The sequence below is a fragment of the Acidovorax sp. FG48 genome (assembly GCF_057809085.1).
Genome location: NZ_JBMDJH010000004.1, coordinates 108,138 through 133,512 on the forward strand (window position 1 = coordinate 108,138; position 25,375 = coordinate 133,512).

Consider the following 25,375-nt stretch of genomic DNA (forward strand, 5'->3'; position numbering starts at 1 on the left):
CCCTATTCCCCAAGACTGCTGGTAGCCGCACTGGAAGTCATTGCCGTCCGACAGGGGCATCACTGGTTCCAAAGAGCCCCTTGCGCTTGAGGCGGGCGCGAAGTGAGCGATCTGTAACCACAACGGTTTTCTCATCACCGTGTGCACCGCTGACCGTGTACGCCAGGTCATAGCTGTCGATCGACGAACGTCGGCAACCTGTTATGCGGGCGCCGACACCAAGCCGTGCCTTTTGTAGCGCCAGCGCATTCGCTTCATTGCATGCCGCAGTCGATGTAAGGGCGTGGCCCATGGAACGACCGTTGCGGCACCTCAGACAGACGCATACCCCGCTGTGAGCCTGTTCGACCGTCACTCAGCACTCCATTCGCGAAGACGCTTGGCAAAAGATCCACTCTCATGGCATGAGCAGTTCACTCGCCTTGAGCGCGCCAACGCCCAGATGGACGATGCAACCGTGGGTTCGCCCAACGGGTGCAACACGGTGCGCCAGTAGCGGGCGTTTTGTGCCTTTTGGCACTCGCCGCCTTCGTTCAACCCAGCGCCGTCTTCATCCAGGGACTGCAGAAGCGAGTCAACCTCAGCCTTCGAGTGCAGGAATCGGGGCAGGAAGTGCCTCTCGAAATGAATGTCCTTGATGAAGTCCCAGTCGAACAATCGCCGTTCTGAGACCAGCTGCTGCGAAATTACCTCCACGGAGGAGTGCAGCGACAGGGACAGTCCTTGCACTTGTGGGGCAGAAATAGAAGACGCTGGTGCAGCAATCATGGTTTCGATGCTCCAGCAGCGGGGATTTCGATCTCGAATTTGCTCATGAATGCCTCCCATAGCCCGCGTTATTGAGGGTTTCAGTCTAGGAGAAAAATCCCGAAACTGCAACACGATACGCCGGATGTGCTGCTATTGCATAGCCGGGAAGAACCATTGCAAACTTACAAAATGAGCGTGATATCTGAAGCTGCCAAAGAAATGTTGACGTTGGCATTTCCTCTTTGGATGGGATGGTGGGTGCCGAACTCTTGCGCCGCGTGACAACTGACAGAGGCTCTGTGGAGTGGTCCACAGGCTCAACGGGCAACCTTGCTGGCAGGTCAGGTATTTCTCTGCGCTTGAGGGTAAGATTGGCGCATGGTCGAAAGGCCACCGCGCACAACAGGCGCATCCCACCCGCCAAAGGGAAGCTGGCAACGGCACTGTTCTGAATTTCTTGCACAACCTGGTTTACTTCGGGTTCTTGCGACGGTAGGCGGGTGTCGTTTTGCATGGGCCCGTGGAGTAACACCATGTTGAACACGCCCCCCTCTACCCTTGATGGCCTCAAGCGCCATGCCAAGAAGCTCAGTAAAACCCTGGGCATCCCCCTGTACCAAGCGCAGCAACAAGCCGCCGTCTTCTGTGGTTATCCGACTTTTGCTGTCGCCCAGAAATCACTTGCTGGGAACCCGCCCCCGGGAACAGCCCGGATCTCCAGCCCCAAGCACAGGCTCTATGTTTCCACCTGGTGGACTGACCCTGAAACCCACCAATCTGGCCGCGAGGTCTGGTGGGTTGACCTCAGCGCGCCCTTCTCTGAACTGCTGACCCCTACGCATATGCGCCAGCCGGGTGCTTTCGCACGGCTGACGCCCCTGGCCGAAGACCACCTCTTTTACGACTACAGGCACAACTCACAGGAACGCGCACGGCACTACGTTTGCCACTGCCTGCGAACCTGGATGTTTGCGGACGCCACCAAGTTGCGCCCATCCACGACCAACAGCCGGGTCTACCCGGAGGGCAAGTCCAGCAATGCCATACCGGGCAAAGACCACTACAGCGGCTGGTATGACCCCGTGTCAAAGGGCTACGTGTTCGTGGATGAACCGTACGAGCCCGCTGCACTGAGCAAAGCCGACGCGCGTGCCCAATGGGCCGAGCAACACCAGTTCGATATCGCCAAACCCCAATGGCCAGGCATGTACCTGCCCGGTGGCGAAAGCGGCTCTCGGTTGTATCTGGTGGCCAGCAAGAAAAGCGGCCCTCCACTTGCTCCCCTAGTGAAGGCTCTGGACCAACTGCCGCAGCCACCAGTTCCAGAGGCCTGGGAAGGAGAGTCGGCCAGGGGGCTCAGCCACTTCGTCAGCCCCGGGGCTACAACTGCCCTGAGCAAGAAAACTGCCCCCCCCAAGAAGTCAGCGGCGCAGCCCCCAGCGCCACGTGGCAAGCAGCCTAACCGGATGCCGATTGAGACCCATGAGCGGCTTGGCGGTCTGCTGAAGATCGTGAACGCCGACACGTACATGCGTGAGGGCGTGCGTAACCGCATGGTCAAGCTGCGCGGCACACTGGACAGTTGGATCCAGACCGAATACACCCCTGTACAGCTGCCCTTTGACCGGTTCACAGAGGTGTATTTCGGCGATGCGCCGCCCACCCGCTTCGAAAAGTCGATGCCTCAGCATCTTCGTGAGACCCACATGGCGTCCTTGGCAGAGGCCAAACAGATCCTGATGGATCACTACACGCCCACAAAGGCGCGGACGCTGGTCAGCAGCATCGACCAGATGATTAAGTCCCTGGCGACTTGGAAATAAGCGAGTGCAATTGAGGCCGGGTCCACCCTCCATCAGGGTGACCTGGCCCGTTATCCCAGCGCGCGGAGGGAGGGATATGGCTATTTTTTGCGTCCAGCCGTCTTGGAAGCTTTTTGAAGTTCGATGACCAATTCTTTCGCATCACGTTGGTGCGATTTGCAATTCTCCAAAACCTTCGCAGGGTCGTCCTTGTGCAGAGAGATGTATTCAAACTCCAGACGTGCGTTCGCTGCAATTCGCTTGGCGACCATTTCTGGGTAGTCATCAGTCAATAGGTCGGAGGCCCGGACGTATTGGAGAAATGCCACTTCGGTATCCACCGCAGGGACATAACTGAAGGAGTCAGCAACAGACATGCATGCTCGCAATTGCCCGATCAGATTCGTCGCATATGGCAGCTTTATCTCCATGTCCGCCCTGGTGATTTTTGCATGAGCAAAAAGAGGAATTGCAAGACATGCGGCAGTGAGAAATAGAGCTTTTCGGTTCATTTTGAGAGGGTAAAAGCCAATTGTAAGGTCCGGTTTTCGGGAGAAATTGCTTCTCACCGGTGTGCTGCAAGCCTCTTCCAATGAGACGATTGACGGGGCTCGACAGTCCACGGCGGCCAACCTAGCTGATGAACCACCACTGTCAAAGCGCGTTGAAGGCCTATACAATGTTGCGGAAATGATGCAGGCTACGCTTGCTCGTCGTTCCTAGCTGGGGAATCAAACAAACAGCGCCTACTTGGACTGGCACACCAGCCACCACCTCAACCCTCCCGGGACTTCTGTTCCCGCATGGGCAGTGGTCTCGGACATCTACCGGAGACCACGATGACCACATGCCAACGCGTAGCGCGGCGCGACATACCAATCACTGATCGCCCATTGGCGTGTCCACCAAACCAGAGCTACCGCCTCAAAGGTGCTTTCGGCTGGATCATGATCGGCGCTATGAATGACCAGGACGCCATGCGCGAAGCCCGCCGCTCCACAGACCATCCTCTTTTCGAGGACCTGCAGCGCTGGGACGGAACACAGTACGTTTCCTGCTGTCCCGTTGCTGGCGCAATGCCGGCATGATTTCCTTCAGGGAGAGAGGATGGGTTTAGCCCCACCTTCATTCCCATCTGACCTTGTTTAACCCTTGCGGGGCCTATCCCCGCATGGGGGCATGGCTTCGCTTTTCACTGGAGAACCCCATGGATAGCAATGACAACCCCCAAGTTTTTTACGCCACCCTCTCTGGCAAAACGACGCTTACATGCATCGACACTGCCAAGGACTTCGGTGATGGCGTACTGCGGTCGCACTTCAAGCGTCAAACCCGTGAAGAAATGGCCCTGGAGCGCGGTGTCGAGATCATGGTGACGGACATGAACTCCTTCATCGAAATGCAGGAAGCCAGCTACAAGTCTGAGCCCCAGCGCATCGAGGAGGATGACTTCTTCGAAGCACTGGAATGCCTGCCGCCCATGCGCTACGGCCATCATTTGGGCCTGGAGACGTTCCGCTTCGCGGAGTTCCTGTCTGGCCGCATCACGACGATCTACGCACGTGAGCCCAACGGTACCTGCTGGAAGTTCCATGACCTGGCCAGCCTGAGCCACGAGTTGGTGCGGGACAAGATCAACGGTGCTGCTGCTAAAGCAGCGATGCCAGCCTGATCCGTCCAAGCTTCGAGAAGGGATCGTCTATGACAACCCAACTTGAGCCAACTGACGACGCAGAGATGCGTGCCGCCTTTGAGGAGGAGTTCCAGCGAGACTGGAACGACCCCTACAGCAACGACTTGAAAGACACCTGGACCAGAGCCTGGACTGCAGCACGCCGCAAAGGTGATGCGCTGCTGACCGAAGCCCTTGAGCACGTGACACCCAAGCCGTGGGATGACGACACGCTACTGCACGCCCGGATATCCCGGCACCTTGGCCGCGAGGTCGAGTACGCCGAATGGATCGAAGAGGCTGCAAAGAACTGCTGAGCAACCTTTCTGGCGCCAGAGACACCTTCAACCCTTGCGGGCCTGCACCGCAAGGTGTGGGACCGCTACTAGGAGCCCCATGCCCGCATTTAGCCAAAAGCCCCACTTCATTGAGGGAGCGCGATATCCACTCAGCAGCAACGCCCAAAAGCTCTCACCGATCCCCTGTGAGTTCAATGTAGGCGACACCGTGACGTTCACAAACGACAACGGAGTCGCCTTCCCCGGGCACCTCGTAACGGGTTTTGCACCAGAGCCAGTTGGCAAACGGTTCATCTACCTGGACTATGACTGCTGGTGGTTCCCAGCTGAACCGGAATCCCTCACCCTCACCCACAAGGCCCCACCGGCCGCGTGACCTCTCTCCAAGCCCTACGGCTTGGATTCACCCTTGCGGGGCTGTCCCCTGCAGGGGGTGGCCTCGCACTTTTTCTTCTAGGAGATCAAATTGACGACAGCCAAAACCTCTGACCACCCTGACCTGGCAAAGCCACGTCGCCGCCTGACCTGCACCTGCTGCGGATCCAGCTACTCGGGTCGCCAGAACGACAACCAGGACACTGGCTTCTCCCTCGGGGACTGCTGCGTTGACTTCGTGCGCCCTCGCGTGGAGGACATGGAACGGACCTACGGCGTGCCCGGGGTCCACTACCTCGCCAATCCCGTCGCTAAGGTCCACACGATTGACGCACCGGATTCGTGGTCAGACTGGCACATCGCCCAAAACCTCACCGACCGCTGGGGCGAAATCAACCACGCCGAACCGGAAAAAAAGCTGGTGCAGCGCTTCCTTGAAGCCGATCCAGGCCTGCTGGATCGCCTGCGCTCCCAAATGTTCGAAGAAGACACCTTCATCGTCAACAAAGGCGGGCGCTGGGGGATCCTCTTCGAGCTGGAATACTGCTCTCGCGAGTCAGAAGCCAACACGGTGGGTGAAGAAAGCGCCAAGGCCTTTGAGCCCCAAGCGGACGTTGAACGGCGTCTGCTTCGCGGAATGAAGGCCATTGCGGACACCTTCCCCGGTGTGGACTTTGCGGTGCCTGGCTCAGGCCACACCTACGAGGACCGTCCAAGCGCCTGGGCCTTTGTGCCCGATGGGCTGCTGGATGACAACGCCCGCACCCGACTGGGCCACGCTCTTCAAACTCTCGGCCGGGGCTCGCAAAAGAGCACCGAATCCAACTGCAGCGATTGCGGCCAGTCCGCAGGCTCGATTGTTGGGTGTCCTGACGGCGCTGAAGTGTGCCAGCCGTGCTTCGAATCGGGAGCGCACTGACATGGCAGAAGTCTCAGAAGCTCACCTGCTGGGCCGAAACGCTGCGCTCAAGGGGTACTCCGTTCAGGCGCCTTCCCACCTTCGGTCTGTTCGCGATCTCCGTGACTACGAGGATGGTTGGCTTGCTGGAAACCGGGAGCGCAAGACGCTGCTGGAAGGAACGCAGCCTGTAGTGGTCGCGAACCGAACCGCAATCCCTTGCGTTCGGTCGATGGCAGACAAGAAATGGGGCGTGCGCTGGGTTGACCAGGGCTCAGGCCTCGAATATGCCTCTCCAGAGCTTGCGAAAACGGGCCTGGAAGATCGTGTCAAACGCGAAGCGGAGCTGGGCAAAGCCCTTGCTGCGCTGAAGCCTCGACGCTGATCTGCAAACGACAAGTTCCCGCGAGCCCCCCCAGGGGGTTTGCGAGGCTTGCCCAAGCCTCTGCCAACGCGGGGGCTTAGGCAAGCGACTTTGACCGTATGCCTTGTGCTGCGGACATAAGCGGTAGCTGACCGTGCTCGTAGAGCAACCCAGCATTTCAACGGCGAAAGCCATTTTCATCACCCCTGCGGGACCCATCCCTCAGGGGATAGGCCCGTGGATTTCTTCAAGGAATCACCATGAGCAACACATCGCACAGCACCAGCAACAATGCCACCACTCTCATCCCGGCCCGCAAGAAGCCGCGGATGGGGGAGACGGCTAACTCTCTGTGGGAGGCCATCAAAAAGGCTTCCCTTGGCGTGGTTTCCCGGGAAGGCGGATCCCGCATCCTCTACCCCACCCTGCGTGTGGTGGCAGGTGACTGGTTCACACTCAGCGCAAGCGGAAAGCTGCAGCTGATCGACCGCGAGCACGGCATGGCCGTCATCGACGCGACCGAAGAGCAAGCCGACGAGTTCCACCGCGACCTCGATGGCGACCGCGTAGAGGTCGTGCTCCTGACTCAGCCAGGCTATGCATCGAACTACGGCCCCCAGAAGGTGCTGGAAGTCCTGCACAGTCCATCGGGAATGTCCTTCGAAGGCATGCGGGCTGCTGCATAGGCCCTGACCCAAGACCGCAAGAAGGTCGTGCCCATGTCACAGCTGGGCGTTGCAAAGGATCTGCAGCCCGAATGGTGCTGAAGACTTGCACCGCCCAGCTGGACTCTCTTTCAAACGCCAAACCATGGCCGCACCATCAATGCGGCATCCACCATGACTACGCTATATCCGTTCCTTCTCATTGAACTCGCGGCACGGCACGACCGTGGCGAACATTCCGTCGCCTGCGACTACGAGGTCAGCGAGCGATTTGGATACAAGGTCACAGGCCTCTCAGGCAAGATCTGGCACACCCGGTGCTACTTGCGCGGATTCCTGGGGCCCTGATTAAAATGCCCCGAAGCCTGCAGCTCCAAAAGCAGCTGCAGGGCTTCCCCAAGTCCCTTGCTCCAGGGGACTTGGGGAAGATTTCTGGCCGCAGCGTAAGTTGCGATCAAAAAATGGTAGCTGGCCAGCCCCAGGGCAACACAGCAACACGCGGCGCACGCCGATATCAACCTCCCCTGACGGGCACTCGCTGCCCATACGGGGGGCGGTGCTTGTCTCAACACGTAGAGAAGCACATGAAATTCGAAACCATCAAGACCAAGGCGGTCCATGCTTTCACCGACATGGTGAATCATGAACTGGCCATGCCAGGCTTGACCACCAATCTGAATGCTCCCGTCAACCTCAGCATGACGGCTCTCGCAGCGGACCTCGGCATGACGGAAACCATCCGCCGTGAAACCCTGCACAAAGTCCTCGAACGTGGAGCTACGCTCATCCGCAACTGGGATGTACGCAATGTTGGCAAGCTGGTGAAACTCTTCCCCACGGCGGCTCCGTCGTCGTGGCGAGGCAAGCACCTGCAGGCCTACATCGCGGACAACGAAACATCGGACTGGATGGTCACAACCGCCTAGCACTCCGGGGGGGCTCCCCGGCCTCGCCCCTGGCTGGCAAGGGCAATTCACCCATCACCCGGCAACTGCCAATTCAACCCACCCTGACGGGCGTAAGACGCCCAACAGGGCCTTCGCTCGTCGTTTCTTTCTTGGAGAACGACATGAAGAACACGATCAGTTTCACCTCGATGCAAACGAACCCTGTCCACGACGTGCATTGCACGTTTGTGCGTCAAGGTGAACCCTTGCACCACGGCCGCGAAGGCGTCGCTGACGAACATTCCATCGTCATCGAAGTGACCCCACAAGATGGTGTCACCGGCAAAGTCATCAGTGTCATCAAAGCCAACGCCAGTATGAGTTTTCCAAACGAATACTCGGCCTTTGCGGACGTTACGCTGAGCATGGCCGACACCGATGCTCTTCGGCATTGGGCGCTGCAGCACCTGGTTTCTCAAACGGAGCTGATGACGAAGGGCAGCCTCCCCGATGAGCGCCCCGTTATCGAAGTGCCGATGAAGATCCACAAGGTGACAACGATTCGCCACGGCAGCTCGCGCTACGCCGTCATCCTCGCCAAAGGCCGTGATCACGAGATCCTGCTGGATGACGAACTGCCAGCTGCGGATTCGCTTCGCAAGTTCGCTGCCGACAACCGCGCGAGAGCGTTGCGCTATCTGGCATATGCCGACATGGCAGACGCTGCAGCAACGTTGATCTGAACGTCTGAACACAACTCAACCCACGCGGCGCTGCTCCCGCGAGGGGCGGTCCCGTGGCTTTCATTGAAGGAATATCGCCATGGAAACCATGCCATTGGCCCCATGTGGCCAGCAGGCGAAATCACACGCATCACAGACCACGCTCTGGGATGAAGATGCTGGTACTGACGAAGGCAGGATTGAACCCGTCCTGACAGACTACTCCCGCATCATCGTGGCGTTTTCTGGTGGGGCAGACTCAATGGCCTGCGTGCTGCACCTTCTCGATCTCGGGGTGCCTGCATCGCGCATCCATCTTCACCACCACCGCGTGGACGGAGACGGTGAGAACTTCATGGACTGGCCATGCTGCGAGGCGTACTGCGAAGCCGTTGCGAAAGCCCTCGGGATGGAGATTTCCTTCTCGTGGAAACACAACGGATTCGAGGGTGAGATGCTCCGCGAGAACTCGCCAACTGCTGCGACCATGATCCCCTGGGAAGGTGGACACAAACAGGTGGGGGGCGAAGGACCTCTGGGCACCAGAAGGAAATTTCCTCAGGTATCCATGGATCTGCAGACGCGTTGGTGCTCGTCCTACTTGAAAATTTCAGCCCTTGATAGCTGGATCAAAAACGATCCTCAGTTCCTCTTTGGTAAGACGCTCATCATCACCGGTGAGCGTGCCGAAGAGTCACCCGGTCGAGCCAAGTACAAGACCTTCGAGCCCCACCGCTCCGACAACCGTTTCGGGGTGCGCGTCAAACGGTATGTGGATCACTGGCGGCCTGTTCATGCTTGGCCCAAGACGAAAGTTTGGGAGACCATCCAGCGACACCGCATCCAACCCTTTGTAAGCTATATATTGGGGTGGCCACGGGCCAGCTGCATCGGCTGCATCTTTGGCGGACCTGACCAATGGGCCTCGGTGAAGATCGTTGTCCCAAAGCAGTACACGAAGATCTCGAACTACGAAAAGGAGTTTGGTGTAACCATTCACCGCACCCTTTCCGTGGAGACACTTGCAGCGCAAGGTACTCCCTACGACATGGACCCTTTCTGGCTGGCGGTAGCTCGCAGCAAGGAATGGACCCTGCCCATCATCGTGGACGATTGGAAAATGCCCATTGGCGCCTTTGGCGACCAGACGTGCGGCCCTACCTGATCCCTTCCACAGCCTCAAATCTCCTGCGCACCCTTCGGGGTTCGCGGGGGCTTTCCAAAGGTCTCTGGCACCCCGCCCGAGGCCTTCGCAAAGCGATTTCATCTACCTGCCTAGTGCTGGTGGAACGAAGCGGCAGCTGACCGTGCTCCTCAAGAGCGATACAGCATCCACGTTGGGATCAAACCCTACACACCTCCAATCCATCGGGACAGCATCCCGATGGGGGCTCACCCGATTTCTCCCGAAGTCACATGAGCAACCTGATCCACTCCCTGAAATCCGCCTGCCAGGGTGAAGACACACAAGCTGACCTCATCACCGCCGCCTGCGCCATAGCTGCACTGGTGGTGAACGGCCTGTACTTCTTCTCCTGATACCTGTCGGTTCCCTTTACCCCCAATGGCGGGCATCTGATGCCCACAGGGGCCAGTGCTTGCCCCACTCACAGGAGCAACCATGAAAACACGCATGTACACCTTGGTCATCGAGGCCGATGACGATAGCGCCTTCGATGACGCACTCTCTGAAGCTACGCGGCTGCTGAACCAGGGCAATCTCTCTGGTTTGGACCGCACGGACAACGGCGCCTTCTATTTCGACAGCACAGACGATGTGCCGGAGAACAAACGGCCCAACCGCTGATCAGCCGAAAGACCTATCCCAACCCATGACGGGCACTTGATGCCCTAGGGCCGGTGCCCGTCCTTCCCAAGGAGAAAGCACCATGTCAACCGACAAAACATCCACGCGTCACTTTCTGGTACCGGCATTCTTTGTTGTGAGCGCCGCGAATGCGGAAGAAGCAGACAAAATTGCTGAAACCATTCAGACCTACGCTGTTTCAAAAGGCATCGCCCTTTACCTTGATGAGGTCCTTCCCACTGTGGAGGTCTCAGACCACAGTGAACAGGAGTTCCATTCGGTGATGGACGAGCATGGCATCCAAGAAGCTGCCTGCAACCACATGTTGTCGTGAACCCGTCAAGGAGCCACACACATGACGCAGAAAATCCCTCATCAGGTCCGCACCCGGATCGCCTTCCATGTCACGCAGCTCGTGGATCACGCAAAAGCCCTCAACGGGGTTGAGCGTGCACGCGGCAACGGTCACATCCTCTCGCTGGAGATGGCGGACCGCAAGCAGCGGATTGCGACGGCATTCGACAAGTTGACCGAGATCCATGAACTCGCGGCCAAGCACAAGTCAACGGAAGAGTTTCTGGAGCTGGTAGTCAATGCCGGCATCCCAGACCTCAAGCCTTTTGGCTTTGCTGCAAGCGACCTCCCCTCGTGGGCACACCTGCACGCGGAGACGGGCTTTCATGTAACGGTCCAGGTCGAAGGCACTGCCACCGACCCGGAAGACGAAAACCTACCAGGGGAGTACCCCTTCTGGGTGAAGGTCACACGGCCAATCAAGTTCGCAAGCCTCACCCTTGGTGAGAAAACTGAGATTGCAAAGGCGGTTCTGGACGAGTTCCACAACCGACAAGGCATCGAGGTACTTGAAGACTTCGAGATCGCAGTGGTTCTCCCCAACGGTGATGGCATCAACGAAGGCGATGAGCACGAGACAACCCACCTGGTGGGATCTGTTCAGTGCGATTGGTAGTCCCGAGCTGAAAGTCTCAGCAAGCAATTTTTCAACCCCTGACGGGCTCGACAGCCCGCAGGGCTGAGACCCGTCATTCCATTTGGAGCACAACCATGACAACTCAGGAAATCAACGCATCCTCGGAAGCCCATTGCACATCCCCCAACCAAGCGCTGAGCCTGCTCTGCAGCGAGTGGGCCCAAGGGCTTCAGAAAAGCCCCGCTCAGCCAATCCTCGACGCCGTTGAGATGATGATCAGCGACCTGGAGCGTTTTCGCGCAGCAGTTCGCCAGAACCTCCCCGTCGAAAATGGCGGCTTTGAGGGGCTCTCCCGGGAGCAGGCCATCACGGCATTGCGCAAAGTCGCGATCGAGGTCTACGAGACCGGTGGCGGGTACTTCGGGTACAGCGGCTGCGATGCTGACCAGTGGGAATGCTTCGATGACGCGATCAACGCGGCTCTGAAGTACCACCCTGAAGCCCTGCCGCAGAAAGTGACCCTAGCGGTCAAAGGTGAGGTTTCGGCAGCATGATTCCCCCTGCAAACAAACACCAGGTCATCATCCAGGATGACGGTGAGTTCTACCTGGAACTGAACACGAACCATCCCATCGCGCAGGCCCCCGGCTTTCTGATGCGGAGATGTCCCAACACCAAAGCTGATGTTGCGGTTCTGGGCGGGTTTCAGCTCGGAGCGAACGGGTGGAATTGCGACATCAAGATTCCCCCCGATGACAGCCATGGACCTGACCTGCAGGTGCTCTCTACCGGTGCAACTCGCATCACCGCGATGGTGACGCTGTGGCAGTACCGCAAGCGCGCCATCAAACGCCAAGGTGCATGACCAACCAACCCCATGGGGCTCACGAGCCTCATGGGAACGGGCCCCAAGTCACAACGGAGAAATCGACATGGCCAAATTCCCGGCCCCAAAAACTGGAGACACGCTGGTGGTTGTCCCCCGGTACCGCAAGGGCACACCGGCCAGCGTCCTGATCACCAAGGTAGGACGGCTCTACGTTCACCTTGCCACGACTGAAATCCCATGGCAACACCTTGTTGACTTCGGGGTCTACCATGGGCAAAACGAGAGCTACTGGCTCTCGGCGAGCCTCTACGAGACCTATCGCACCAACAAGATATTGCTCGATCAACTCGAAGCCCGCATCGCGACGGTTGTTCCTCAGAACATGAGGACCAGCGACATCCTTGAGGCTGCGCGATTGCTGGGTGTAGAGCTGATCCCAAAACCCTGATTACCCTGAGAGGACCACGCCCCTTGGGGCTGGGCCTCATCAGTTCACCGGAGTTATCCATGAACAATCCAACTTCAATCAGTACGGCCGACGCCATGAAACTCCGCGCGCAAGCGCTGGAGCTACTGCGCAAGGCAGAACAACTCGATGGTCTCAAGGCGTATGGAATCCCTGCCTACAACCCGCTGACCTTGCCAGTGTTCATCCTTTGGTCCACAACGAAAATTACCCAGGACATGGCTTTCAGAATCTACGATGCTCGCATAGACGAAAACGACGGCAGAATCAAACCCATTGCCCTTGAAGACATCTGTGGTGTATCCGCAATCTCTCGGACCGATGGTCAAGAATCCGCCTAAAAGGCGTCACCATTTCGACCGAGCCCCACCGGGCGCGATCGGAATAAAGAAGCTCTGCACACCCCTCTAGGGCTCTGCAGGCGCTTCCCCAAGCCTCCCCATTCAGGGGGCTTAGGAAAGCGATTTCAACCACGTGCGTAATGCTCGCGGCGAAAACGGTAGCTGACCGTGCCATCTGGCGAACCAGCAATTCACGTCGGGCTGCATGGCCTGACACATACCAACCCACCGGGGAGCACTATCCCCGCTGGGGAGATGTTGCCTCCGGGATTCTTTGGAGCCCCATCATGGAAGCAACCATCGCGACTGAAAGTCGCAACACAAATGCCCTTGGACCCTATCTGGAGTTCAACGGGCTGAAGTTCAGCCCCTTGGGCAAACCACCCCTCCCTGACTCCCACGGCTTCTACAAGACCAACCCCGGCAAGGGGGCCCTCCTGTACAAACTCAACGGTGAGCCTGAGGCCTACCTGGTCAACAACCAGCGTCAAGGGCATTTTGTGGTGACTGCCCACAAAACCAGCGAAGGTGTTCGCTACATGTTCTCAACATCATCCTCCACCCAGAAATGGTTGAAGCTGGATGGTGTCGGGTACATGGCTTCGCACGATCTGGTGCGTTCGACGCGCATCGTTGATGCTTAACTGAAGCAGATTTTTCTTCCCCCCCATGACGGGCACCTGTTTGCCCCTCGGGGCCGGTGCTTGTCTTCCTTTTTTAGGAGATCAAGCTATGCAAAACAAAGCCAACAGCGTTCCTGGCGGCAAACCCCTGACCTACGGCCAGTGCCAAGCGGTGAAGGTTCTGGTCGCACAGCGGCTGGGGCTCGCTCCGACATGCACTGACGACGCCGTGAAGTTGATGCAAGGCGTACCAGTACACCCGATGCAAGCTGCCTCGGTTGACCGCGAGGCCGCAAGCATCCACAACACTTTGGCTGCAGGTGACCCCTCCAAGGTCGCTCAAGCCAACGTCGCTGGGAATCAGGTCCTCACGGAGTACGGCTTTGTCCATCTCGTCGCCCCGGCCACTCAACATGGACTGGTGACGCAATGAACGGACCTGGCTACACTCATGGGACACGAAGAACCTCGTCCAAGCCCTGGTTGGCCATGCCCACGAAATCCTCCAAAAGCCTCACTATCGGTGTATCGCCGACTTCGCTGCACAAGCTGAAGTCGGCCGCTGCATTGAAGGGTGTGACTGTTGAAGACTTTGTGGTCAAGGCCGCTGTGGCAGACGCTCGACGTACTTCCACCCCAACGGAGATCATCAATCTCACGGCGCGCGGCTACAAACGCGTGCTGGAGCGGATTGACGCCACAACGGCACTCTCGCCGGAACTCGAACGGCTCATGGCCGACTACGAGGCAGCGAAGATCGATGGTTCGAATACTTCCATTGCGTGGTCACCACGATAGGAAGTCATTCGACTGCGGCAATGCTGATTTGAACCGCTGGCTGGCCACCATGGCTCGCCAGCACATGGACAAGGGGATCTCTTCCACGTTTGTCGCCACAGACACCGAAACCTCACCTGCCGTTTACGGCTTCTACTCGGTGAGCATCGGCGAGTTGCGCAGCGCAGAGCTTTCCGCATCCAAGGCAAAGAAGTATCCGCAGCGAATCCCTGTCTTCCGCATCGGCCGTCTGGCCGTTTCGAACCAGCAACAGGGCCTCGGTCTAGGTCGCATCCTCTTGGCCAATGCCATTGAGCGTTTGACCGAGACCGCCGCCATCGTTGGTGGAATGGGCATCCTGGTGGACTCAAAACCATCCGCCCTGCCCTTCTACCAACGCTACGGCTTTGAACCCCTGGCGGATGACCATCCGCTTGAGCTGTTCTTGCCGCTATCTCGTTCCTGATCCCTGATTCGGAATCATCCCCACCAACCCAGACGGGCACTGATGCCCTCTGGGCCGGTGCTCGCCATTTCTCAAGAGAGCACCATGTCAAATTCCAACGAACTGATCCAAGTAGGCTTCACACACGCCCAACTGTCGCTCTTGCGCGCGTCAGTTGCGGCCTACCGTGAACTTATGAGTTCAGCCACCTCGGCCGATCGTGAAGCCCTGGGCCACGCCTGGGCGGATGCTGAGGTCGCTGCATGCGATGTTCTGCTGCAAACGCAGCTGAAAGACATCACGTCGAACGCCCAAATGGCCGGGATTGAAACCCCATCGCCTTGCGATCGCGCGCAGGGCTCCCCTCTGCTCGAATCCAGCATCGCTTTTCTCGCGATGCTCAACCAGGCCGACTCAGTGACCGTGAACCAGCAGTTGCTCCAGCACTGGGAAACTTCTGATGTGGTCGCCAATGACGGGAACCAGGTTGTTCGCTTCAGCTGGTACAGCGAAGGTGTGAACTTCGCCGTGACGCTGACACAGGACGGCATTGCCAACGGCCACTGGCACAACGGATTCTTCATCTGCGTGGACAGCGAAGGCGACACGCTGGAGATCCAGTTGGCCAAGCACACCGCAATCACGCCGCCCTCTGGCGCCTGATCTGGGACGTTTTGCTCCCACAACCGGTAGAAGGCCATCAGAGGCCCTACCGTCAATCCTTGCACCCCTACCCTTTGGTTCTGGTGCACCCCGCTCTCTTGCGTGCCCTCAGGGGCCGCAGGGGGCTTTCCCAAGCAATCCCTCCGTCTGTTTGGGTAAGCGAATTCCATCCTCCGCCTTGCGCAGAGGTTTGATACGGCAGCTGGCCGTGCCTACCGGCAAATCAGCACAACGATTCACCAACCCCTACGGGCATCTGATGCCCATGGGCCTCGATTCCCGTTCTTCATCCAAAGAACGACATGCATACAGACACCTCGATCACCGCAAGTCAAACCGCCCTCCTCGCCCTCAAGCAGGAACTGGTGGCCCACACCGACTTCGCAAAACACCTGCTCATCGAACCCACCACACACCTGGTAGAGCGATGGCAGTCCGCCCTGGCATCAGGGAGTGACAGCAACCTCCTGGCAGACGTAGATTCACTCATCGTTCGCCTTGAGATTTTCAAGATCAAGGCTCGACGTGCCCTGCCCATCGCCAACGGTGGGTTTCAGGGCCGTGAGCCTGCTGAATGGAAACAAGCTCTGGCTGAACACTCCATCCGCATCACCTATGACGATGATGGTGAAGTGTGGGGCTTTGAGGACTCCGGGCCTGATGGCTTCGATTCGGAAGAGGACGCGATCAACGCCGCTCTGCAAGCGCATCCTGAAATCGTTGAACCGGTTCTGGGGAGCGATAGTGGGGTTGCTGGTATCCACTCCACTGAACCACCGTCTACAGCTTCGAATGATCCTCTCAGGGCACTGGTATTCAGGCCCGATGGGCGGCTGCGAGGCGTGAGTTACTGCAAGCCGTCCACGCTGCGCGGAGCAATCATCACCGTCAAACCGACTGTGAACACCTCTGGATTAAAGGGCAAGGTCAACACGTACCTACTCGACAACACGGACTTCCACAAGCAGTACGCGATTGCCGTCAAGTACATCGCTGAGCACCATGAAATCCCAGCTGATGCTCCCATTCGCGCTGAAATGCTGGCCACCTCAAGCCTCTACCTCAATCACTACCGCCTGAAACTGCGCGATGTGAACTTCAAAACGGCCTTTCACCCTGGCTGAACCGCCGAATCACCCCGGCAGAAATCATTTTCACAAACCTAGACGGTTATGCCCGCCTGGGCAATGCCGTCATTTTCTGGAGACGCATTTATGTTGACCCACTCAATGCTGCTGCAAATGCTCGTAGAAGCTGAAGCGCGCCGCGACAACACCGATTTCCCAAAAGACGTGCGCGAACGCTCGGCAGAAACAGCAAGCCTGTGTCTGCAACGAATGGCCAAAGAAGGCCTGACACGTGCCCAACTCGAATCCCTCGCCCGCGAGGAGGCTGAGTGCGCAGGTGCCTGATTTGATGATGACCCAAGCAAGCGACAAGCCTGCCATCAAACCCATCCTGATCAAGGATGTGGCCGACTGGGTTCGACGCGTTTACGCTTCGGACTTCTATGCTGCTTCGTCGCTCACAAAGCGTGAATGGATCATGGAATACGCTGGCAACCACGGACTGGACTTCAACCGCCAGCCGTTACTAGAAGTCGGCGCTCTACTGATCAAAGCGCGTTCTGCCCTGGGCTCTATGCCTGAGGCGGACCGGTACGCCATGATGGACCTGACCATGATGGTCGAGGCCACTCTGAACATGGCCGCCGCGCTCAACCCGGCCGTTGCGCAAGTCATGCGCACGTTACCGCCACTGGAATGGTCCGACATGGAGCAGCCTGCTGTGCTCCGCACCGGAACACTTCATTGATCCACCGGCCGTTGCCGATGGCTCAACTCCCTGGAGCCCCCGTCGAAAGATGGGGGCTTTTTTTTGGCCTGCAGATTCTTGAGTTGCTCCGTTCAACTGCAGCGTTTCTTTGAAAAACGCACGAATTCGCTCCATTTCGCCAAATATAGCGGATATCGATTTACCTTGTATTTGGGCTATGCATAATGAAATTTCATGCCTCTGATTTGGTATGCGAAACAAGCAATAAGAGATCACTGTCAGCAAAGGAGAACTGAACGTGTTGGAATTGCGTCATGTAACCCCAGTCGCCTTCATAACGGGCTTGTTGACCTTCGTGGGTTCCATCGAAGGATTGACAGTTCCATTCCTCTACCAATTTGTGGTTTCATTCTCTGGAGGCGTGGTGATTTCTGGCTTGTACTTTTGGACCCGCAAGCAGGGCTCAAGCGTGACATTCGTCGCGCTGATGTTCTTTGGCTTCCTGATGGTGAATGTGCATTTGCTGACGGCGGAAGACAAATTCCAATCCGGGGCCGTGGCCTTAGGGCTCCTGGCGGGGTTGCTCATTAAACGAGGATGGAGGCGTCTTTCTGCGCGCGCCCAGCCAGTGCACGCCATTGAATAACCAGGTCCATTTGAGCACTTCACAACCTGCGATTTTCAAAAAGTGACACGTTTCAAGAATACTCAATAGAAATCCGACTAGAATCCGGCCAAATTACATTGGCAACTGTTTCTAAAAATAGCCCCGGGGCGTAACCCGCCACCGGGGCACCACTTCAGATTTCTGAGCACCCTTCACCAACTTCATGACGCCAGTCTCTTCGAGAGAAGCAGCCCGCCAACAGGCCAGATTGCTGGCCATCGTGGCGGTATCGCCCAAAGCCCGCGTTCAGTGTGGCAACCCAGGCTGCGGCCACGGGGTGTATGCGGCGATTCATGTGGTTGAGGACAATGGCGAACTGATGGTGCTGGGTTCCACCTGCTTTGCCAATCGGTATGGGGGCACGCAGGCATTGGGCCTTCCGGCCTACTCCGCTGGCGGCGGCAATGGACGCCTCCTGACCGACGCCGAAAGGCTGGTCCTGGTGAACAACACCGCTGAGCTGCTGGCTTCTTTCAAGGCAGAGCATGAGAGAGTGATGGCTGAGGCTGCGGCCCGCTTGCATGAGTCCAATCTGCGCAGGGCCCAGCGCCCTCGATTGGCCATCGTTCCGACGCAGCCCAAAGCGCCAGCCCCCCGCCATCCATGGCCATGGCAACACTCCATGAGCAGCTCCATCGCCGTGATGCGCTCGCCTGAAGGTCAAGCCTGGATCCGAGTCCAACATCGCAACGGCTCACAGAGACTTGTACCCTGGCCTGCGTTCCCTGGATGGGAGACGGCACTGCCGGCACCATGTGGGACCCCAGATCCTGAAATTGAAGCCCTGGTCGTCCCCAACATCGTTCTGGCCCTCAAAGCCATGCAGGATGAGGGCTACTCACCGCCACAGATCACCCGCTGGCCTGAACTCCTGAAGTTTGTGCCGCCACTTCATCTTCCATCCACTGTTTAAGGCTCTCCGAGCCTATCCCTGCCCCATCTCAACCCCCGAAAGGAACCACATGACCGATCCCGTCAGCTACAAAGACCTCATCGAAAAACGCAATGCACTGGATGCCCAGATTGAAGCACTTCGCAAAGAAGAGATGTCTGGCGCAATCACCAAGGCCCGTGAACTGGTGGCCACCTTCGGGCTCACCGAATCCGATGTGTTTCCGAGCGGGCGCAAAGCAAGCGGCACCAAAGGCACGACCGTTGCAGCCAAGTACCGCAACCCGGCCACTGGTGAAACTTGGACAGGCCGTGGCAAGGCGCCGAAATGGATCCGCGATGAAGACCGCGCCAAGTTCGCCATCTGAGCTTGCACTGGGGCATTAAGTAGCCCCAGATCGAAAAAGGGGGGCTTGCCTCCCTTTTTTTATGGGCGTTTCACTGTGAAATATGGCCCGGAAAAGATGATCGAAAGTTTGGTTCGCGCGCTGTCCATCGCCCTGCCTAGAGGATTCACTCTGATACAGCTTCTAACAATTGGCTGGATCAATTCTCAAGGGGGAAATCTCTAGAATGCCATCTAAGTTTTTGCCGAAGATTCACGGTTCACACAACTCCTCCGCCATGAAGAACAGCCTTGCTTGCTACTCCCTTGCATTGGTGTGTTGCATCGCCTTTCAAGCTGCTGCAGGCCCCTGGGACTGGGCGGATTTTCTTGGGCGCAGCGCCACCACCATGCTGCTGATGGCCGCCTGGCACCGCTGGGGGTGGCCGAGCATGAGTCAGTTCCGAAGCACCTGACGCCATCGACACCATGGCAGCGGAACCTACACCACGCCCCAAACAACCGCGCCTCACCAACTTGCAGTTCAAGGTGCTTCGATCGCTCCAAAGAGGGGCATGGCACGAGGGATCAACTGTCCACTGGCGCACTGCAAACCGTTGGGAGGAAATTGCTCACGCCTGGCAGATGGCGTTTTGGGGGGGTAACTACCGTCTCGACGCAATGATGACCATTCCCGACTTGGAACGCCGTGGGCTAGTGGAGGAAGGAACCCTCAAAGGCCAACACCCGAAGTCGTGGAACTGGGAAATCCGTCTCACAAATAAGGGGCGGGCATTCATCGAACGAGCCAACTCGGGTGCACAATCCTCGCAGCACCCCCACAACCCCAAGCGCTCACTGGCACGACGCGCGCTGCGACATCTAACGCCCTACAGGATGGCAAGACAGTGGCCTCGCACGGCGCACACATTGCGCACCTCCGTTGAGGCGTTACACCGAATCTGGCGAGGCATCCTGGGGCACTGAGCTGCTCCAAGCTACCGCTGTGGGAGCCCCTCAGGAAACCACTCACGGATATCGTCGTAGGTCTGGTTCAGTCCCAATGCCGCCACGCCCAAAAGCTCGTGCTCGGTGGTGTTGATACGCGGAACATTGACTTTCGCTTCAGGCGTGATGATGCACAGCAAATCATCGTCGTCCATGTTGAGCAACAGCCTGCAAGCTAAAGGCCGTGACTCATAAATACTGCACTTCCCTTTGCTCAGGAATGTGCAGGGCATGCCGTAGTAGATGGCGCTCATATCACTGACGATGGCCTGAAGATCAGCGCTTTCGTCCCCCATCTTCATACCGGCATTCTTGTTCAGGCGTGCGCCTGTTTCGCGGGCAATCACCTCGGCCTCTACTCGGCTGATGGGCACGGTGATATTGCAGCAATGCGAGCACCCGGTGCGACACGCTGAGAGCGCGAAGACAGGCTCCGCCATTGCCTCGGCCGCCTGCCGAAGCCAATAGACCTTCTTCGCGCCACTGGTGGCCTTGCCAGCCTGCCGCAAAAGACGAACCTCGTTATCCCGCTGCCGATTCCGCAAGTGCAGCAGCTTGGTCTCGATCCGGATCTGCATGCCCTCCTCGCGTTCTGCGACGCGCTCCAAGTGAGCCTGCAGCTCAGTGGCGCGATCCGGTGTTGTGGGTTCGTTCAAGCGTTGTCCTCCTTGGTCAGGATCATTCGACGATCGGTTCATGGGCTGGAGGCTGTCAGCCGTTGGCCTTTTTTTGAGCCTCATCCCGTAGTCGCGCAATGCTGGTTCCCGGGGTCCGGAAGGTGGCCCCTGGCATCCTGGACGGATACAGGGCTGAGGCACGGGCTATCTCGAAGACTTTTCCTCGCTCGGGGATTGCGTCGATCCAGTCGCCCAGGCTTCCCAGTTCCGGCAAATCCGCCAGCGAGAAGTCACGGGCGCCAGAGGTGAAGAAGGCCCGAATTTCAGGCTCAAAGTCCTTCAAGGCACCGGACAAGGAGCGAAAGTGCGTGCGCACCTTGGGGCTCAATTCCGCCACAGCACTGCTCATCTGGGCGAAAGCCTCATCTGCGGTGATCCCCGGCCTGTACGCTTGACGGAAGGCCTCGCGCGCCTGGTACGCCTCTCCAAGGACGGGGTACAGGGCAAACCAATAATTCATCTGGGCTCGGTCGGACTCGGACAAATCCGTATCGGCCTTGGCCAAGACCTCTGCATCGTGGGACAGATACCGCTTGAGGGTGATTTTGAGGGGCTTGCGGACAGCTTTGCGGGTCTGTTCCAGTGCCAGGTCGGCCATCTCAAGAACGAAGAATGGGTCTACGTACAGAATGGACCTGGGAAGGTGAGCCTTGATAGTTTTCCGGACTGTCTTGTTGAATCCGATGGCCACGAACCGCGCTGCTCCCTCCGCAGCCAACTCCATCAGCTTCGGCTCCAGAACTTTGTTCTCCTGACTTGCCAAAAGGTCAACAAGCGTCTTGGCCTTGGCGTTGATAAGCGCAGTCCGGGGCTTATTCACAACTTTGAGCGGTACCAGCGCCAGCGCCTCAGGAGCTGAAATGCGGACACAACTCTCAAGCTCCTTGAGGTAGGTGTGGAAGAGCAAGCGGGCAGAAGTGTCCTCAATACCAAGCTCCTCGCCCATCTGACCAAAGGTATGGGTGTAGCACTTCTCGGCCGCATCCAGAAAATACCGGCGCGTCAATCCGTGGATGTGGTTGAAGGCGGGGAGATCCTGCAGGAATGTCTTCTTGCATGCTGGGCATCGCATCCGTTTGATGACGACAAGAATCTCGACCCTTTTGCCGGCACGAGGAAAGTCCATGTAGGTCCGTTCCTTCGAGCCCCAGGAACGCGGCTTTCCCCCGCAGTACGGACAGGCTTTGGGGATCGTGGTGCACTCTGCGGTGTAGCGAATTCGATCGGCTTCCTCTTCCTGAGCAAGAAGGCGATAGTCTCTGGGCAGGCCAGGGACAGCAGTGGCAGGAAGTTTGGTTGTCACAGACATAGGGGCTCAGGATGCATTCTTCTTCTTGGCAGTACCTACCCTGCCAGGTCCATCAGAAAAGCGCTCCTTGGGGGCCTCCAGAGGCCTCGGCGGCTTCTTGAATGCTGGATGAGGCTGTCTCCCCGGAGTTTGCCTTGGGCACCACCATCTCTCGCCATACGCTTTTCGTGATCTCCCCCAATTGTGACCAGTCTGGCTTGACTGTCGGACACAGGTCATAACGCTGGTGCGCAGCTCGCTCGATCTCCTCTGCCGTCATTACCGGTATCCCGACTTGAGTTGTTGGTGCCGGAACTCGTGCATGGACCACTGCATCAGGAGAGCCAATTCAAAATTCGAGACTGCTGTTCGGGCATTGCTCGCGTCGATGAAAGGCGCCAGCGATGGGTGATCGCGCAACACCTCCTCCAGCCCCCTGCGAACATGGTCATCGGACGGCTTCTTGGCCACCGTGTCCTTGTCAATTCCGTTGAACTTCAGTTTCACCAGCCAGTAACCAGCGAGAAGCCACAGAAACAGTGAAAGGCCCTTGGTTAGGGGTGCCTCTCCCAACACAAAAACCATTCCCAAAAACGCAAAGAGAACAAAGTCGAGCATCAGGTAGTTGCGGCGCAAGCGCAGGACATGTTCAGGGTCAATAGGTCGCCCTTGTGGGATCGCGTCCGAGAAGTGATACATGAATGCGTTCCTGTCCCCTGCCAAGGTGAGCAGGAAGCGAAAAGCGCGCAGGATGAACGGTGGTTTCATAGATCTCTCAACAGAACAAGCACGGGGTCAAGCCATCGGATTCAATACTTCCTGAAGGCGTGGTCCGGTGCCCCCAGGATTACAGCGGTGACATATCGCACCAGCACCGACTCAAGGAACTGATTGCCACTCCTGGGCAGGTCATTGGCCTCGTAGAACGGCTTGAGTTGTGGGTGTCTTTCCAGCAACGATGTCAGAAATGCCGTGGTGTCCATTTCGGGGTTTGGGTGCATCGCCGACTCGGGCAGAGCAAGCAGCTTGATGCTCGCTGCGTTGCGACCTACGAGGTAGCCAAGGGGAATGGCTGAAACGGTAACCGCCCACGAATTCAGCCAGTACATCAAGCACGCCCAGACACCCCACATAAGGAGGTAGTTGGCGTAAACGTAGTTCTTGCGCAAGACAGCAACCCGTTGTGGATCGATGCGTCGGCCCCTGGCCACATCGTCGTAGAAGTAGGTCAGAAACGCGTGGCGCCGACCAAGGAGACAGGCAAAAAAACGAGCAGCGGGATTCATTCAGGGCTTCCAATCCGGGAATTGTCACATTGCCGTTGGAGCTGCTCGAAGGTGATTGAACATGCGCGGGTCGGCTGGTGGCCGGTAGCTGCCTCAATGGCAGGTCCGCCACGCCCCAGCGACACCGCAAATGGAAAAGAGGCTGAGTTCATGAAGGGGCTCCAGCATGAGGCGGCTCGGAGGGTTGTGCCGTGGCCTTTGCCAGGGACTCCAGCTCGTCGAGGCAGCGGATCAAGGCCGATTGGGTTGGCGTCAGCATGGAATGTTCTTTCACGACATAGCCCGCAAATCGGCTGTGAGGGAATCGCAGCTTGTGATCGTCGAACCACTTGTGCACCTCCCCGTGGTCGCCTTGAAAGCAATAGTCCCCGGTTACCGGGTGCTCCACCCGCCACTCCACCTGCGGTTGGCACAGACCCCGCATCTTGCGCATTTCGGCGAGGTCCAATCTCGGAGTTTCCAGCGGCTCAGACATTCGCAAGCTCCTTGACCCCGGGAATCTTCTGGTACGCGGGTATGGCTCTGAACATGGCGCAGCGCCGAAACACATCCACCGTCAGAGGCTCGTTATGGGCGTTGGCAACCCGCAATGCGAGGCGGAACAGCATCTTGGCATCTCGTGGGCGGAGCATGGGGAAAGCATCGATCAAACCCGCTACGGTGGCATCGTCCAATGGATGCTCAAACTGTTCGGCCATCGTCCGCCAGACTTTCGCGGCCAACTCCGGCCCTGGCTCGCTGTACGAGATACAGGCAGCGACGCGCGACAGGAATGCATCATCGATATCGTTGACCCGATTGGTGGTCATGAACAGAAGTCCCCGGAAATATTCGGCACTTCTCAAAAATTCGGCAACGATCGCGTTCTGCTCCAGGTCCTCTCCTCGGGAGCGGACATACACATCCGCCTCGTCGATGAGCCCCACGCAGTTCCAGCGCTCAATGCGTGCGAAGGTCTCCTTCAGGTTCCTGTGAATGTCCTCAGCGGAGGTACCGAGCGTCCCCGTGTGGACAGCAAACAGGGGCCGCTTGATGACTTCCGCGTACACCTCGGCCGTGAGGGTTTTACCAACCCCGGGGGGGCCCTTGATGAGCACCACGTTGCCCGCCGACTTGCCCTCAATGAAGTCGTCCACGAACACCCCCAGGTTGGTCGTGAGGATGCTCAGTAAGTCGTGCATCTCAGGCGGGAGGATCAGCTTGTCCTTCAAGGAGGCGTTGTACTGATACGGGGTCATGTAGTCCGAGTGGACCCACATGAACTCATGCGATTTGAGGTCAAACACCTTGACCAGGGGATGCACAGGCACCTGCCCCAGAAAATCCTCCGCGTCAAACAGTGACGACTCCATGAAGCGCTGGGACTGCGGCAGTTCCCGGGCCTCCTGATCGTGGATGACGCGGCGGTTGTCCAACATCTCGCCACGGCGGCGATACGAGCCATTGTCGAAAGCGAAGCACCGCCCGGTCACCCGGAACTGCTCCGCAAACTTCAGCCGCACCTCCGCATCGAATCTTTCCATGGACTTCTGGTATTTGTCCTTTCTCGCGCGGGATTCTTTGAACAACCCGGAAGCCGCCAGAATCTCTGCCACCGGCTTGTGCAATGCATCGTCGGGACGGAACGTGTGCGCCCGAGTGCGCGCCCCCTCGCTGCGAGAACGCGTATCGGCGTCAAGGCCAAACGCAATGGTGGTGATGACGACATGGGGGTCGGGCTTGTTCTTGTAGCCCTTGTTGTCGTTGAAGGTCGCGCTGAGGATCAACTCAGGATAAAGGCACCCATCGGCCGCTTCCGCATAGATCCATCCATCAATCCGGTCGTGGTGCAGATAGGTCTGGAGCATGGGCAGGAAAGCACCAAAGCTCGGGACTTTGCTGTCAATGGCCCCCCCCTTGGCCTTCAAAACCGCGTCGAGCACCCGCACCGCCTTCTTATTGCCCGCACTGTCGCAGAAGCCGCGAAGCTCCACCAGCGCATCGAGATCGAAGGCTGCAATGTTGAGGCTCACCTCTGCATCGGGGTCGTCCTCACCGTTGCGAAGCGACACGCGGCCTTGGGAGATCGCTGTTGAAATCAGGGGGCTCTTGATTTGGGACTTGACGGGCAGCAGGACGGCCGCTGGGATCACAAGGGACAT

Annotated in this window: 39 protein-coding genes; 31 read left to right on the plus strand and 8 right to left on the minus strand. The window is 58.0% G+C overall.

Annotated features, from left to right (window positions below; translation table 11 throughout):
• Window positions 1-351: 351 nt before the first annotated feature.
• The gene (locus ACODSU_RS07385; protein ID WP_488841231.1) at window positions 352-768 is read right to left on the minus strand and encodes a hypothetical protein; all 417 of its coding nucleotides are present in this window, start codon (window positions 766-768) and stop codon (window positions 352-354) included.
• A gap of 515 nt (window positions 769-1,283) precedes the next feature.
• Between ACODSU_RS07385 and ACODSU_RS07390 the strand changes: the two genes are divergently transcribed.
• Window positions 1,284-2,573, plus strand: coding sequence for a DUF5623 domain-containing protein (locus ACODSU_RS07390; RefSeq protein ID WP_488841233.1), 1,290 nt, complete (start codon window positions 1,284-1,286; stop codon window positions 2,571-2,573).
• A gap of 80 nt (window positions 2,574-2,653) precedes the next feature.
• Here the strand turns inward: ACODSU_RS07390 and ACODSU_RS07395 are convergent, their stop codons facing one another.
• Window positions 2,654-3,064, minus strand: a complete 411-nt coding sequence (locus tag ACODSU_RS07395) for a hypothetical protein (protein WP_488841235.1) — start codon at window positions 3,062-3,064, stop codon at window positions 2,654-2,656.
• A gap of 327 nt (window positions 3,065-3,391) precedes the next feature.
• Here ACODSU_RS07395 and ACODSU_RS07400 point away from each other — a divergent pair, with 327 nt between their 5' ends.
• The 30 genes from ACODSU_RS07400 (at window position 3,392) to ACODSU_RS07545 (ending at window position 19,451) form a co-directional block, all read left to right on the plus strand.
• Complete coding sequence (locus ACODSU_RS07400; RefSeq protein WP_488841237.1) at window positions 3,392-3,640, plus strand: hypothetical protein; 249 nt, start codon at window positions 3,392-3,394, stop codon at window positions 3,638-3,640.
• Between the two features lie 119 nt (window positions 3,641-3,759).
• The gene (locus ACODSU_RS07405; protein WP_488841239.1) at window positions 3,760-4,224 is read left to right on the plus strand and encodes a hypothetical protein; all 465 of its coding nucleotides are present in this window, start codon (window positions 3,760-3,762) and stop codon (window positions 4,222-4,224) included.
• 29 nt (window positions 4,225-4,253) lie between these two features.
• Entirely contained in the window at window positions 4,254-4,541 is a 288-nt protein-coding gene (locus ACODSU_RS07410) for a hypothetical protein (protein WP_488841241.1), read from the plus strand.
• Window positions 4,542-4,989: 448 nt separating this feature from the next.
• A complete protein-coding gene (locus ACODSU_RS07415; RefSeq protein ID WP_488841243.1) occupies window positions 4,990-5,817 on the plus strand; it encodes a hypothetical protein in 828 nt (275 codons plus the stop codon).
• Between the two features lies 1 nt (window position 5,818).
• A complete protein-coding gene (locus ACODSU_RS07420; RefSeq protein WP_488841245.1) occupies window positions 5,819-6,181 on the plus strand; it encodes a hypothetical protein in 363 nt (120 codons plus the stop codon).
• A gap of 239 nt (window positions 6,182-6,420) precedes the next feature.
• Window positions 6,421-6,846 carry a hypothetical protein gene (locus ACODSU_RS07425; RefSeq protein ID WP_488841247.1) on the plus strand — a complete coding sequence of 142 codons (426 nt, stop codon included), beginning with the start codon at window positions 6,421-6,423 and terminating at the stop codon, window positions 6,844-6,846.
• Between the two features lie 153 nt (window positions 6,847-6,999).
• Window positions 7,000-7,173 (plus strand): hypothetical protein, encoded by a 174-nt coding sequence (locus tag ACODSU_RS07430; protein WP_488841249.1) that lies wholly within the window; start codon window positions 7,000-7,002, stop codon window positions 7,171-7,173.
• Between the two features lie 236 nt (window positions 7,174-7,409).
• Window positions 7,410-7,751, plus strand: a complete 342-nt coding sequence (locus ACODSU_RS07435) for a hypothetical protein (protein ID WP_488841251.1) — start codon at window positions 7,410-7,412, stop codon at window positions 7,749-7,751.
• A gap of 143 nt (window positions 7,752-7,894) precedes the next feature.
• Complete coding sequence (locus tag ACODSU_RS07440; protein WP_488841253.1) at window positions 7,895-8,455, plus strand: hypothetical protein; 561 nt, start codon at window positions 7,895-7,897, stop codon at window positions 8,453-8,455.
• A gap of 79 nt (window positions 8,456-8,534) precedes the next feature.
• Window positions 8,535-9,599: a phosphoadenosine phosphosulfate reductase domain-containing protein gene (locus ACODSU_RS07445; protein ID WP_488841255.1), complete on the plus strand. Its 1,065-nt coding sequence runs from the start codon at window positions 8,535-8,537 to the stop codon at window positions 9,597-9,599.
• Window positions 9,600-9,850: 251 nt separating this feature from the next.
• On the plus strand, window positions 9,851-9,973 hold the full coding sequence (locus tag ACODSU_RS07450) for a hypothetical protein (protein WP_436078713.1): 123 nt from the start codon (window positions 9,851-9,853) through the stop codon (window positions 9,971-9,973).
• Window positions 9,974-10,055: 82 nt separating this feature from the next.
• Entirely contained in the window at window positions 10,056-10,241 is a 186-nt protein-coding gene (locus tag ACODSU_RS07455; RefSeq protein ID WP_488841257.1) for a hypothetical protein, read from the plus strand.
• An 82-nt stretch (window positions 10,242-10,323) separates the two neighbouring features.
• Entirely contained in the window at window positions 10,324-10,575 is a 252-nt protein-coding gene (locus ACODSU_RS07460; protein ID WP_436078715.1) for a hypothetical protein, read from the plus strand.
• Between the two features lie 21 nt (window positions 10,576-10,596).
• Window positions 10,597-11,211 (plus strand): hypothetical protein, encoded by a 615-nt coding sequence (locus ACODSU_RS07465; protein ID WP_488841260.1) that lies wholly within the window; start codon window positions 10,597-10,599, stop codon window positions 11,209-11,211.
• Between the two features lie 95 nt (window positions 11,212-11,306).
• Window positions 11,307-11,726: a hypothetical protein gene (locus ACODSU_RS07470; RefSeq protein WP_488841261.1), complete on the plus strand. Its 420-nt coding sequence runs from the start codon at window positions 11,307-11,309 to the stop codon at window positions 11,724-11,726.
• Window positions 11,723-12,037 carry a hypothetical protein gene (locus ACODSU_RS07475; protein ID WP_488841263.1) on the plus strand — a complete coding sequence of 105 codons (315 nt, stop codon included), beginning with the start codon at window positions 11,723-11,725 and terminating at the stop codon, window positions 12,035-12,037. The genes ACODSU_RS07470 and ACODSU_RS07475 overlap by 4 nt, the downstream gene beginning before the upstream one ends.
• A 67-nt stretch (window positions 12,038-12,104) precedes the next feature.
• A complete protein-coding gene (locus tag ACODSU_RS07480) occupies window positions 12,105-12,449 on the plus strand; it encodes a beta barrel domain-containing protein (RefSeq protein WP_488841265.1) in 345 nt (114 codons plus the stop codon).
• A gap of 59 nt (window positions 12,450-12,508) precedes the next feature.
• Entirely contained in the window at window positions 12,509-12,808 is a 300-nt protein-coding gene (locus ACODSU_RS07485) for a hypothetical protein (protein WP_488841267.1), read from the plus strand.
• Window positions 12,809-13,095: 287 nt separating this feature from the next.
• Complete coding sequence (locus ACODSU_RS07490) at window positions 13,096-13,452, plus strand: hypothetical protein (RefSeq protein WP_488841268.1); 357 nt, start codon at window positions 13,096-13,098, stop codon at window positions 13,450-13,452.
• Between the two features lie 88 nt (window positions 13,453-13,540).
• A complete protein-coding gene (locus ACODSU_RS07495; RefSeq protein WP_488841270.1) occupies window positions 13,541-13,864 on the plus strand; it encodes a hypothetical protein in 324 nt (107 codons plus the stop codon).
• A gap of 56 nt (window positions 13,865-13,920) precedes the next feature.
• The gene (locus ACODSU_RS07500) at window positions 13,921-14,229 is read left to right on the plus strand and encodes a type II toxin-antitoxin system TacA family antitoxin (RefSeq protein WP_436078723.1); all 309 of its coding nucleotides are present in this window, start codon (window positions 13,921-13,923) and stop codon (window positions 14,227-14,229) included.
• 28 nt (window positions 14,230-14,257) lie between these two features.
• Window positions 14,258-14,674, plus strand: coding sequence for a GNAT family N-acetyltransferase (locus tag ACODSU_RS07505; protein ID WP_488841273.1), 417 nt, complete (start codon window positions 14,258-14,260; stop codon window positions 14,672-14,674).
• 84 nt (window positions 14,675-14,758) lie between these two features.
• Window positions 14,759-15,316, plus strand: a complete 558-nt coding sequence (locus tag ACODSU_RS07510; RefSeq protein ID WP_488841275.1) for a hypothetical protein — start codon at window positions 14,759-14,761, stop codon at window positions 15,314-15,316.
• 302 nt (window positions 15,317-15,618) lie between these two features.
• Entirely contained in the window at window positions 15,619-16,440 is an 822-nt protein-coding gene (locus tag ACODSU_RS07515) for a hypothetical protein (protein WP_488841277.1), read from the plus strand.
• A gap of 90 nt (window positions 16,441-16,530) precedes the next feature.
• Complete coding sequence (locus ACODSU_RS07520; protein ID WP_436078727.1) at window positions 16,531-16,728, plus strand: hypothetical protein; 198 nt, start codon at window positions 16,531-16,533, stop codon at window positions 16,726-16,728.
• 4 nt (window positions 16,729-16,732) lie between these two features.
• Window positions 16,733-17,131 carry a hypothetical protein gene (locus tag ACODSU_RS07525; RefSeq protein WP_488841279.1) on the plus strand — a complete coding sequence of 133 codons (399 nt, stop codon included), beginning with the start codon at window positions 16,733-16,735 and terminating at the stop codon, window positions 17,129-17,131.
• Window positions 17,132-17,390: 259 nt separating this feature from the next.
• Complete coding sequence (locus ACODSU_RS07530; protein ID WP_488841281.1) at window positions 17,391-17,738, plus strand: hypothetical protein; 348 nt, start codon at window positions 17,391-17,393, stop codon at window positions 17,736-17,738.
• A gap of 184 nt (window positions 17,739-17,922) precedes the next feature.
• Window positions 17,923-18,672 (plus strand): hypothetical protein, encoded by a 750-nt coding sequence (locus ACODSU_RS07535; RefSeq protein WP_488841283.1) that lies wholly within the window; start codon window positions 17,923-17,925, stop codon window positions 18,670-18,672.
• 49 nt (window positions 18,673-18,721) lie between these two features.
• Complete coding sequence (locus tag ACODSU_RS07540; RefSeq protein WP_488841285.1) at window positions 18,722-19,018, plus strand: H-NS histone family protein; 297 nt, start codon at window positions 18,722-18,724, stop codon at window positions 19,016-19,018.
• 256 nt (window positions 19,019-19,274) lie between these two features.
• Complete coding sequence (locus tag ACODSU_RS07545; protein ID WP_488841287.1) at window positions 19,275-19,451, plus strand: hypothetical protein; 177 nt, start codon at window positions 19,275-19,277, stop codon at window positions 19,449-19,451.
• A gap of 522 nt (window positions 19,452-19,973) precedes the next feature.
• Here ACODSU_RS07545 and ACODSU_RS07550 read toward each other — a convergent pair.
• The 6 genes from ACODSU_RS07550 to ACODSU_RS07575 all read right to left on the minus strand — a co-directional run bounded on the left by ACODSU_RS07550 (window position 19,974) and on the right by ACODSU_RS07575 (window position 25,375).
• On the minus strand, window positions 19,974-20,639 hold the full coding sequence (locus ACODSU_RS07550) for a YkgJ family cysteine cluster protein (protein ID WP_488841289.1): 666 nt from the start codon (window positions 20,637-20,639) through the stop codon (window positions 19,974-19,976).
• Window positions 20,640-20,694: 55 nt separating this feature from the next.
• A complete protein-coding gene (locus tag ACODSU_RS07555) occupies window positions 20,695-21,969 on the minus strand; it encodes a transposase (RefSeq protein WP_488841291.1) in 1,275 nt (424 codons plus the stop codon).
• Between the two features lie 258 nt (window positions 21,970-22,227).
• On the minus strand, window positions 22,228-22,716 hold the full coding sequence (locus ACODSU_RS07560) for a hypothetical protein (protein ID WP_488841293.1): 489 nt from the start codon (window positions 22,714-22,716) through the stop codon (window positions 22,228-22,230).
• Between the two features lie 41 nt (window positions 22,717-22,757).
• On the minus strand, window positions 22,758-23,234 hold the full coding sequence (locus ACODSU_RS07565) for a hypothetical protein (RefSeq protein ID WP_488841295.1): 477 nt from the start codon (window positions 23,232-23,234) through the stop codon (window positions 22,758-22,760).
• A 148-nt stretch (window positions 23,235-23,382) separates the two neighbouring features.
• Entirely contained in the window at window positions 23,383-23,709 is a 327-nt protein-coding gene (locus ACODSU_RS07570; RefSeq protein ID WP_488841296.1) for a hypothetical protein, read from the minus strand.
• Window positions 23,702-25,375, minus strand: coding sequence for an AAA family ATPase (locus ACODSU_RS07575; protein WP_488841297.1), 1,674 nt, complete (start codon window positions 25,373-25,375; stop codon window positions 23,702-23,704). The genes ACODSU_RS07570 and ACODSU_RS07575 overlap by 8 nt, the downstream gene beginning before the upstream one ends.